Source organism: Alcanivorax xiamenensis (assembly GCF_009846745.1).
GTDB lineage: Bacteria > Pseudomonadota > Gammaproteobacteria > Pseudomonadales > Alcanivoracaceae > Alloalcanivorax > Alloalcanivorax xiamenensis.
The window spans coordinates 72,035-82,317 of the sequence record NZ_AQPF01000015.1; the positions used below are offsets into that span (position 1 = coordinate 72,035).

Sequence of the window (10,283 nt, forward strand, 5' to 3'; positions counted from 1 at the left end):
TAGATGTCGCTGCCGGAACGGCCAAGGTGCCGACCGGCCAACGGCTGGTGCGTGATGGCCGTTGGCGTGGTTGATGGGGCCACCACGGTGGCGGCCTGGCCGCTGGCGGTATGCGATGTGCTGGCGCAACGCGGCTTCGACGCTGACCGGGCGCTGGCCGAAGCGGGGCTGGACCGGGCGCGGTTGGTCGGCAACGCCGGCGGGCGGGTGCCCACGGAGGCCATGGCACGGCTCTGGGAAGCCTCGGTGCGCCTCAGCGGTGATCCCGCTTTGGGGTTGGCCGTCGGTCAGAAAGCGCAGCCGATGCATCTGCGGGTAGTGGGGTTGCTACTGCAGATGGTGCCGGATCTGGCCACTTTGCTGGAATACACCGAACATTTTCAGCGCCTGATCTCCACCAGTGTGGTGGTGGCGCGGGTGCACAGGCCGGAGGCCATCGGATTGCATATCCGGCCCCTGGCGGGGGTGCCGGTGCACCCTTGCGCGTTGGACGCTTTCGTCGCTGCCCATGTGCACCATTTGCGCCGGCGTGGCGCGCAGGACTGGATTCATGGCGTCAGTTTGCCGCGACGGGCTTCTGGCGGGGACCCGCGGCAGTGGCGGGATGCCCTGGGTTGCCCGGTTCGTTTTGATGGCGACGAGGCCTGTATCTGGCATGAACGCGGCCGGTTGCATCAGCCGTTGCCCCTGGGGGACCCGGAGCTGTGCCGTCTGCATTACCACCTGGCGGAGCAGGCTCTGGAGGACCTGGATCGGGAACCGCCCCTGATTCAGACCCTGAGAGGGCTGTTGCGGGCGGCGGCCCCGCACTCACCGACGCTGGCGGAGTTGGCCGGGGCGGTGACGCTGAGCGAACGAACCTTGCGCCGCCGTCTGGCGGAGCTGGGTAGTGGCTACCGGCAGTTATTGGAACAGCAGCGCTCGGAATGGGCGGCGGAACTGGTGGCGGACAGTCATGAGCCTCTGAGTGAAGTGGCGGCGCGGCTGGGGTTTACCGACCCCAGCAATTTCGGCAAGGCGTTCAAGCGCTGGCATGGGATCAGTCCGGACCGCTACCGTCGCCGGATCCGTGGCGATCAGTAGCCGTGAGTGTTCTTCAAGAAGGCGGGGTGAAGACTTGATCGCGGGGCGCGTAATCGAACACGTCGGAGTGCATATTGCAGGCCGGTACCCCTTCTTCCACCAGGGCATCGTGTACCGCCCACACCATGGCCGGTGAGCCGCCAATGTAGAACAGCGGTTGCTCGGGTTGTTCCAGCGCTTCCAGAGCGGCCTCATGCACCAGCCCTTGGGCGTGCCCGGGTTTGCTGATGTCGGACAACGCGGTGACCGCGTGGAAGTCCGGTAGCGCGTCCCGCCATTGGGCGGGGAGGCCGGGCAGGTACAGATCCTGCTCGGTGCGGGCCCCCCAGAACAAGCGCACCGGGTGTTCAAAACCCACCTGGATCAGACGTTCGATCATCGCCTTCACCGGGGCGAAGCCGGTGGAGCCGCAAATGAACCACAGCGGCCGGGGCGGCGGCGTGTCCAGGTAACGCAGGCCCTGAGGCAGAATCACCGATACCGTGCTGGCGTCGGCGAGGTCCGCCATGATGCGACGGGCACCGGGATTGTCACGGCCGTGGCGGATATGCAGTTCCAGCTCGCGGCCACCAGGGGCATTGGCGATGGAAAACGGGTACTGGCCGTGGGGTAGGTCGAGAATCAGGTATTGGCCGGCATACCAATGGGCTTGCCGACCGGCGGGCAGCCGCAACCAGATCCGACTGATGTCGTGGTTGAGGGGCTCCCGCTGGCGAATCTGGCAGCGCAACGTCTGCTCCGGAATCTCTCCGGGGGCGGTTATATCTGGCACATCGATCTCGCAGTCGCTGATCGGAAAGGCCACGCAGTATAGCACCGCATCGGCACCGCTTTCTCCCGCGCTCAGCGGGCCGGGAGGGCGGCTCAGATGAACGCTGCCGCGCTGAAGCTGTCCTTCGCAGCGCCGGCAGACGCCGTTGCGGCAGGCATGGGGAAAACCAAATCCGGCTTCCCGGGCGGCCTCCAGAATGGTCTTCGATTCCGGACAATCCAGGGTGTGCCGCTGATTGATGCGTATGCGGTACGGCATGGCATGATGCGGGGCGCCGGGCGCCCCATCGGCCCGGGGGTCAGCCCACCTTGCGGCCGGTAATGATGCTTTTTACGTGCTCCAGGTCGGCCCAGGCGCCTTCGGCGAAGATCTTCTTCACGTCTTCCACCACCGCGGCATAGCCGTAGCGGGGATGGGCGTCGTGCACCGCCACCCGGGCACCGGGATTGAGGAACGGCTCGAAGTCCTTGAAATCCTGGTAGGCCTGCTCGTGGTTGCCGTCGATCCACAGGAAATCGATCTTCACTTCCGGATTCCAGTTGTGGGCGGCTTCCTGGGAGAAGCCCTCGATCAGCTCGAACATGCCGTCGAAGCCGTTGCGCTTGAGGCGTTGTTCCACCAGGGATTTGGTCGGTTTGTTCTCCAGCGGCACGCAGTCGTCGGTGAGCTCTTCCTGCTTGTCCAGATCCGAATTGAACGGGTCGATGGCGTGGATTTTGCCGCCCTTCTTCTTCAGACCGTTGAGCAGATAACTGGTGGACAGGCCGCCATAACAGCCGATTTCCACGATCACGCCGCCGGCGGGGACCTGGCTGGCCCACTCGGTGAGCATGCCGGCCTCGGTGTGGCGGATCATGCCGCCGTAGGCGCGTTTATCGTATTTGCGGCCTTTCAGCAGGCCCACCAGATTATGGTACAGCGGGCGTGAGAAGCCGCTGACCAGCTTCGGGCCCTTGTCGGACCAGGCTTTTTCCAGAAATTCGTTAACCGACATGAGAATCCTCAGGCACTGGTGCCAATAAAGAGTGCAATGATACAGCCGATGCCGAAAAACCACACCAGGGAGCGGGCGCTGGCCCAATCGGCGATGTAGCAGACGCCATACATGAAACGGCTCAGGACAAAGGCGATGGCAATGCCGTCGATGGTGGGTTGCGGCGACGTCTGCGCCAGATGGGCGATGATCACCGCGGCGGCGAACGCCGGAGTGATCTCGAAACTGTTTTGCTGGGCCCAGTGAGCCCGCTTGCGCGCTCCTTCCAGGGTATCCAGGAACTCGCGGGGATTATGGTTCTGCCGGGGGCCGAAACCGCCCTGGAACTTGGCGAAGCCGGTGAAGGCGTAGGGCAGTAGAATCGCCGCCAGTACGCACCAGTAGGCAAGGGTCATGAGTGCCGTCTCCTTGATCGGTTTCACGCATCATAACGCGCTGCGGCGCCGGCTCCCATGACCGTCGCTACTAAAGAGGAGCGCCTCACGGCCGCTTCCTACAGCGTCTTCGTAGCCCATTGCTGTGGGGAAGCGGCCTTGGCCGCGAATGCCCTCCGGGCCGTTGGCGATTCGCTTGCAAGCAAGCTTCCCACAGCGGCTTCGTAGCATGATCCGTGGGAGACCAGCCTGCTCGCGAATACAGCCTCTGGTGTGGGGTATTGGCTTGCGGGCAAGCTCCCACTTCCCAGCGTCTGCAATTGGACTGCCTACTCCCCGATCTGGCTGAGATCGCGCACCGCGCCACGGTCGGCGCTGGTGGTCAGGGCGGCGTAGGCCTTGAGCGCGGTGGAAACGCTGCGCTGACGGATCTCCTTGGGTTTCCAGGCCAGCTTGCCGCGTTTTTCCATGCGCTCACGCCGCTGCGCCAGCTCGCGGTCATCGATGGCCATGTGGATACGGCGATTGGGGATATCGATCTCGATGGTGTCGCCTTCTTCCACCAGGCCGATGGCGCCGCCTTCCGCCGCTTCCGGCGAGGCGTGACCGATCGACAGGCCGGAGGTGCCGCCTGAGAAGCGGCCATCGGTGAGCAGCGCGCAGCTTTTGCCCAGGCCCTTGGATTTCAGGTAGCTGGTGGGATAGAGCATTTCCTGCATGCCAGGCCCGCCTTTCGGACCTTCGTAGCGGATCACCACCACATCTCCGGCCACGACCTGATTGCCGAGGATGGCGCGTACCGCGGAATCCTGGGATTCGAACACCCGGGCGCGGCCGGTGAAGGTAAGGATGGACTCGTCCACGCCGGCGGTTTTGACGATGCAACCGCGCTCGGCGATGTTGCCGTAGAGCACCGCGAGGCCGCCGTCCTTGCTGTAGGCGTGCTCATAGTCACGGATACAGCCGTTGGCGCGATCGATATCGAGGCTCTCCCAGCGGGTATCCTGGCTGAAGGCGGTCTGGGTGGGGATGCCAGCGGGGCCGGCGCTGTACATCTTCTTCACCGCGTCGTCGCTGGTGAGCGTCACGTCGTATTTTTCCAGCGCTTCCGCCACGGTGGCGGAGTGCACCATGGGCAGATCCCGGTGCAGCAGGCCGGCGCGGTCCAGTTCGCCCAGAATGGCCATGACGCCGCCAGCGCGGTGCACGTCTTCCATGTGGTACTTCTGCGTGGCGGGTGCCACCTTGGACAGGCACGGCACCTTGCGGCTGAGGCGGTCGATGTCCTCCATGGTGAAGTTCACCTCACCTTCCTGGGCGGCGGCCAGCAAGTGCAGCACGGTGTTGGTGGAACCGCCCATGGCGATGTCCAGACTCATGGCGTTCTCGAACGCCTGATGGGAGGCGATATTGCGCGGCAGTACGCTGTCCATGTCCTGCTCGTAGTAGAGCCGGGCCAGATCGACGATGCGGCGGCCGGCTTCCAGGAACAGTTCGCGGCGATCAGCGTGGGTGGCCAGCAGCGAGCCGTTGCCCGGCAGCGACAGGCCCAGAGCCTCGGTCAGGCAGTTCATGGAATTGGCGGTGAACATGCCGGAGCAGGAGCCGCAGGTGGGGCAAGCGGAACGTTCCACTTCGTGCACGGTTTCGTCGTCGACGCTGTCATCGGCGGCCATTACCATGGCGTCCACCAAATCCAGTTTGTGCTCGGCCAGTTTGGTCTTGCCCGCTTCCATCGGGCCGCCGGAGACAAAAATAACCGGGATGTTCAGCCGCATGGCGGCCATCAGCATGCCGGGGGTGATCTTGTCGCAGTTGGAAATGCACACCAACGCATCGGCGCAGTGGGCGTTGACCATGTACTCCACCGAGTCGGCGATGATGTCGCGGCTGGGCAGCGAATACAGCATGCCGTCGTGGCCCATGGCGATGCCGTCGTCCACCGCGATGGTGTTGAATTCCTTGGCGATACCGCCCGCTTTTTCCACTTCCCCGGCGACCAGCTGGCCAAGATCCTTCAGATGCACGTGGCCGGGCACGAACTGGGTGAAGGAATTGGCGATGGCGATGATCGGTTTGCCGAAATCGCCGTCCTTCATGCCGGTGGCGCGCCACAGAGCGCGGGCCCCGGCCATGTTACGGCCATGGGTGGTGGTACGGGAGCGGTATTCGGGCATGGGAACCTCGTTGTTGCTGCGACCGGTGCGGAAAAAGGGGAGCCATTGTAGCGTACAATTCGCTGGCACGCTTATAGGCAACACGTTGGCACGGCCGTATCTACAAGGCCGCCGTGGGAAGCTTGCTTGCAAGCGAATATTGCAAACGCCCGAGCAAACCCCATTCGCTTGCGAGCAAGCTTCCCACAGCGGCTTCGTAGCATTCTCCGTGGGAAGTTGCCTTGGACTTCTTGTTAGAGGATGTAGCGGCTCAGGTCCTCGTTGTCCGCCAGTTCACCCAGGTAGCGATTGACCGCCTCAGCGTCCAGACTCAGCGGTTTGTCGTGATACTGGGTGGCGAGGTCATCGGCGTCGTAGCTGATTTCCTCCAGCAGCTTCTCCAGCACCGTATGCAGCCGGCGGGCACCGATGTTCTCGGTCTTCTCGTTCACCTGCCAGGCGACTTCGGCGATGCGGCGGATGCAGTCCCCGGTGAATTCCACCTTGAGGCCTTCGGTGGCCAGCAGCGCTTTGTATTGCTCGGTGAGTGAACAACGCGGCTCGGTGAGGATACGCTCGAAGTCTTCCGGAGTGAGCGCGCTCAGTTCCACGCGGATCGGCAGACGGCCCTGGAGCTCCGGGATCAGGTCGCTTGGCTTGGCCAGATGGAAGGCGCCGGAAGCAATGAACAGGATGTGGTCGGTATGCACCATGCCGTACTTGGTGCTTACCGTGGAGCCTTCGATCAATGGCAGCAGGTCCCGCTGCACCCCTTCGCGGGACACGTCGGTGCCGCCGGTTTCGGAGCGCTTGGCCACCTTGTCGATTTCATCGAGGAAGACGATGCCATGGTTCTCCACCGCGTCGATGGCCTCCACTTTCAGCTCGTCCTCGTTGATGAAGCGGGTCGCTTCCTCGTCGCGGAGCAGACGCAGGGCGTCGCGCACTTTGAGTTTGCGGTGCCGTTTTTTCTGGCCGCCCATGCGCGAAAACATCTGCTGCAGCTGACTGGTCATTTCCTCCATGCCGGGCGGTGCCATGATTTCCACGCCGGCCGGGTTGGCACTGACTTCGATGTCGATCTCACGGTCGTCCAGTTCACCCTCGCGCAGTTTCTTGCGGAAAATCTGGCGCGTGCCAGAGTCGGTATTGTCGGCTTCCTCGCCACGGGCGGCGGGCAGCAGGGCGTCGAGAATGCGTTCCTCGGCGGCGTCATCGGCTTTGGAGCCGACCCGCTGGATGGCCTTTTCGCGCAGCATCTTGATCGCCATTTCCACCAGGTCACGGATGATGGATTCCACGTCCCGGCCCACATAGCCCACCTCGGTGAACTTGGTCGCTTCCACTTTCAGGAAAGGGGCGTCGGCCAGTTTGGCCAGGCGCCGGGCGATCTCGGTTTTACCGACCCCGGTGGGTCCGATCATGAGGATGTTCTTGGGGGCTACCTCGGCGCGCATTTCCGCCGGCAGTTGCATGCGGCGCCAGCGGTTGCGCAGGGCCAGGGCCACGGCTTTCTTGGCCTCATCCTGGCCCACGATGTGCCGGTTCAGCTCGGATACGATTTCTCTCGGTGTCAGGGAAGCCACTAGTTCAGCTCCTCGAAGGCATGATTCTGGTTGGTATAAATACAGATGTCGCCGGCGATCTTGAGGCTTTTCTCGACGATCTCACGGGCGCTCAGATCGGTGTTTTCCAGCAAGGCGGTGGCGGCGGACTGGGCGAAGGGGCCGCCGGAACCGATGGCGATCAGTCCCTGTTCCGGCTCCACCACGTCGCCGTTGCCGGTGATGATCAGGGAGTTGTCCTTGTCGGCCACCGCCAGCAGTGCTTCCAGGCGGCGCAGGGCGCGGTCGGTACGCCAGTCCTTGGCCAGTTCCACGGCGGCCCGGACCAGATGGCCCTGGTGTTTTTCCAACTGCGCTTCGAAACGCTCAAACAGGGTGAAGGCGTCCGCGGTGCCGCCGGCGAAACCGGCGATCACCTTGCCATGGTAAAGGCGGCGTACTTTGCGGGCGTTGCCTTTCATAACGGTGTTGCCCAGGCTCACCTGGCCGTCGCCGCCGATCACCACGTTGGTGCCGCGTCGAACGGATACGATAGTGGTCACGCGTCTATCTCCTTATTCGTGTTCCGGGGGATATGCGGGTGGAGGGCGGGATTTCAATGGTGGAATCGCTGGCGGGCAACACGCTGGCACGCAAACACGCCATGCTTGCCAGCCCCGCGGCCAAGCGGAAAGGCCGGATTGCCCGGAAATCAGGGCTGAGCCAGCAGAGGCCGGTCCGCTTAGCGTGTTTGCGGGCCGGCGTGTTGCGTGTAAGCGATTACTTTTTTACCTGGATCGGCAGGGTTTCCACGCCGTTGGAGGCCAGTTGGTCCTGCGCCTTATGCAAGGTGTTGACGCTGTTGTAGGGGCCGATCATGACCCGGTGCCAAGTGTCGCCGTTTTCCAGTTTTACCGGTTGCAGGCGTACTTCATAGCCCTTGAGGATCAGCTCGGCGCGGCGGCGGTCGGCGTCGCCGGCATTGCGGAAGCTGCCGGCCTGAAGCATATAGATCTTGCCGTCACCGGTATCGGCGGTGGTGTTGTTGCTTTTACTGGTGTCGGGCTTGGACGCGGTGGCCGGTTTGTCGTCGCGGCTGGTGGTGGCCGGCTTTTTCGCCGGGGCCGTTTTCTCGTCCTTGGATTTGGGCACGATCACTTCCATCTTCGGCAAGACCGCGTAGAAGTCGAAGGTCGGCTCATCGCCGCCGGCCTTGGGCTTGTCCGTGCCCTTGGCGTTGTCCTGGCCGGACTGCTCTGGAGCCTTCACCAGAGTGGCGGTGCCCGCTTCTTTTTGTACCTGGGCGAGGTGGACCAGAAACGCCAGGAACAGACCGGCCGCCACGCCAGTGAACAACCAGACCCAGCCGGGGACCTGACGCTTTTTGCTGTTCTTGCGGGGGCGGCGGCTGGCGCCACGGGTGTTCTTTGCCATTACATGCGCTCCAGCGGCGTCAGTCCAAGCAGTCGCAGTCCCTCGGACAGGGTGCGGGCGGTCAGGGCGGCCAGCTTCAGGCGGCTGGCGCGCAGGGCGTCATCATCGCCGGACAGGATCGGGCAATGTTCATAGAAACTGGAGAACAACCCGGCCACGTCATAAAGGTACGCGCACAGCAGGTGTGGCTGGCCTTTGTCCGCCACTGACTGAACCGCCTCGCCGAACTGCACCAGGCGGGCCGCCAGCGCCTGTTCCGCTTCCTCGCGCAACAGGAACTCACCCTGCGCCTGATCCAGCGACAGGCCGGCCTTGCGGAACACACTGACCACCCGGGTGTAGGCGTACAACAAGTAGGGCGCGGTGTTGCCGTCGAAGCTGAGCATCAGGTCAAAATTGAAAATGTAGTCGCTGCTGCGATTCTTGCTCAGATCCGAGTATTTCACCGCGCCGATACCGACGGCGTGGGCAATGGCTCGCAGCTCATCCTGACCCAACTCCGGGTTTTTCTCGCTGACCAGCTGATAGGCCCGTTGCTCCGCTTCGTCGAGCAGATCGATCAGTTTGACGGTGCCGCCGTCACGGGTCTTGAACGGTTTGCCGTCGGGGCCGTTCATGGTGCCGAAGCCCATGTGCGCCAGATCCACTCCGGCGCCGACAAAACCGGCCTCGCGGGCTACCGCGAACATTTGCTGGAAGTGCAGGGCCTGACGTTGATCGACGAAATACAGAATGCGATCGGCGTGCAGCTGGCCGGCACGGTAACGCAGAGCCGCCAGATCGGTGGTGGCGTAGAGATAGCCGCCGTCCGCCTTGCGTACGATCACCGGCAGGGTGTCACCGTCCTTGTTACGGAACGCGTCCAGGAACACGCAGAGCGCGCCCTGGTCCTCGGTGAGCAGACCGGCGGCGTCCAGATCCGCCACCACTTTCGGCAGGTCATCGTTATAGGTGCTTTCGCCACGCACATCGGCGGCGGTGAGGCTGACGCCCAGGCGCTCATAGACCGCGTAGCAATGGCTCAGAGAAACCTGATTGAACTCGTTCCACAGTTTCAGACAGTACTCGTCACCGGACTGCAGTTTCACCACCAGTGCGCGGGCGCGGTCGGCGAACGCCGGAGACTCGTCGAAACGCAGTTTGGCGGCACGGTAGAAGGTCTCCAGATTGGCCAACTCGCGGCTCAGCTCGGTTTCGCCTTCCTCGGCCTTTTGCTCCTCCAGATACGCCAGCAGCATGCCGAACTGGGTGCCCCAGTCGCCGACATGGTTTTGCCGGATCACCTGGTGGCCGAGAAACTCCAGTGAGCGCACCACGGCATCGCCGATGATGGTGGAACGCAGGTGGCCGACGTGCATTTCCTTGGCCAGATTGGGCCCGGAATAGTCCACCACCACGGTCAGCGGCCGTTGAGGGCGGGGGACCGCCAGATGGTCGTCGGCCAGGGCTGCTTCCAGTTGCGAGGCGAGCCAGTTGTCGGATTGAAAAAAGTTGATAAAACCGGGTCCGGCGATCTCGGCTTTCGCCAGAGCCGGGTCCGCCGGCAGGGCGTCCAGCAGGGCCTGGGCCAGATCGCGGGGCTTCAGGCCGGCGGGCTTGGCCAGCATCAGTGCGATGTTGGTGGCGAAGTCGCCGTGGCTTTTATCCTTGGTGCGCTCGATCCGCACTGGTTGGCGTGCTTCCGCGGGCAGTACGCCGTTGGCGGTCAGGGTATCCAGGGCGCTGTCGATCAGCGCGATCAGACGGTCTTTCATGGTTTCTCAAGACGGGTTCGATTGGGCGGCGATTGTACGTGAATCCGGATCGAATTGCCGCCCCCTGGGGGGCGCCGGACGCCGGATGCTGGACGCCAGACGCTAAAGTCAAAACCCGGGGCTGCGGGCATTGTGGTCATAAAAAAGGTTCATCGCGGTTTAGAGGGCCACG

General features: G+C 63.3%; 9 protein-coding genes. 1 reads left to right on the forward strand and 8 read right to left on the reverse strand.

The window, feature by feature from the left end; all coding sequences use genetic code 11:
• Positions 1-3 precede the first annotated feature (3 nt).
• A complete protein-coding gene (locus A6D6_RS11305) occupies positions 4-1,083 on the forward strand; it encodes a helix-turn-helix domain-containing protein (RefSeq protein WP_159660787.1) in 1,080 nt (359 codons plus the stop codon).
• A gap of 13 nt (positions 1,084-1,096) precedes the next feature.
• On the opposite strand, the gene A6D6_RS11310 is transcribed toward A6D6_RS11305, so the two are convergent.
• The 8 genes from A6D6_RS11310 to argS form a co-directional block, all read right to left on the reverse strand.
• The gene (locus tag A6D6_RS11310) at positions 1,097-2,113 is read right to left on the reverse strand and encodes a 2Fe-2S iron-sulfur cluster-binding protein (protein WP_159660788.1); all 1,017 of its coding nucleotides are present in this window, start codon (positions 2,111-2,113) and stop codon (positions 1,097-1,099) included.
• Positions 2,114-2,153: 40 nt separating this feature from the next.
• Entirely contained in the window at positions 2,154-2,849 is a 696-nt protein-coding gene (locus A6D6_RS11315) for a class I SAM-dependent methyltransferase (protein ID WP_133490103.1), read from the reverse strand.
• Between the two features lie 8 nt (positions 2,850-2,857).
• Entirely contained in the window at positions 2,858-3,244 is a 387-nt protein-coding gene (locus A6D6_RS11320) for an MAPEG family protein (protein ID WP_159660789.1), read from the reverse strand.
• Between the two features lie 308 nt (positions 3,245-3,552).
• A complete protein-coding gene (gene ilvD, locus A6D6_RS11325; RefSeq protein WP_133490105.1) occupies positions 3,553-5,400 on the reverse strand; it encodes a dihydroxy-acid dehydratase in 1,848 nt (615 codons plus the stop codon).
• A gap of 233 nt (positions 5,401-5,633) precedes the next feature.
• Positions 5,634-6,965: an ATP-dependent protease ATPase subunit HslU gene (gene hslU, locus A6D6_RS11330; RefSeq protein WP_133490106.1), complete on the reverse strand. Its 1,332-nt coding sequence runs from the start codon at positions 6,963-6,965 to the stop codon at positions 5,634-5,636.
• Entirely contained in the window at positions 6,965-7,486 is a 522-nt protein-coding gene (hslV, locus tag A6D6_RS11335; RefSeq protein ID WP_133490107.1) for an ATP-dependent protease subunit HslV, read from the reverse strand. The genes hslU and hslV overlap by 1 nt, the downstream gene beginning before the upstream one ends.
• Before the next feature lie 217 nt (positions 7,487-7,703).
• Entirely contained in the window at positions 7,704-8,357 is a 654-nt protein-coding gene (locus tag A6D6_RS11340) for an SPOR domain-containing protein (protein ID WP_133490108.1), read from the reverse strand.
• Positions 8,357-10,111, reverse strand: a complete 1,755-nt coding sequence (argS, locus tag A6D6_RS11345; protein ID WP_133490109.1) for an arginine--tRNA ligase — start codon at positions 10,109-10,111, stop codon at positions 8,357-8,359. Before argS ends, A6D6_RS11340 begins: the two co-directional genes overlap by 1 nt.
• Positions 10,112-10,283 lie beyond the last annotated feature (172 nt).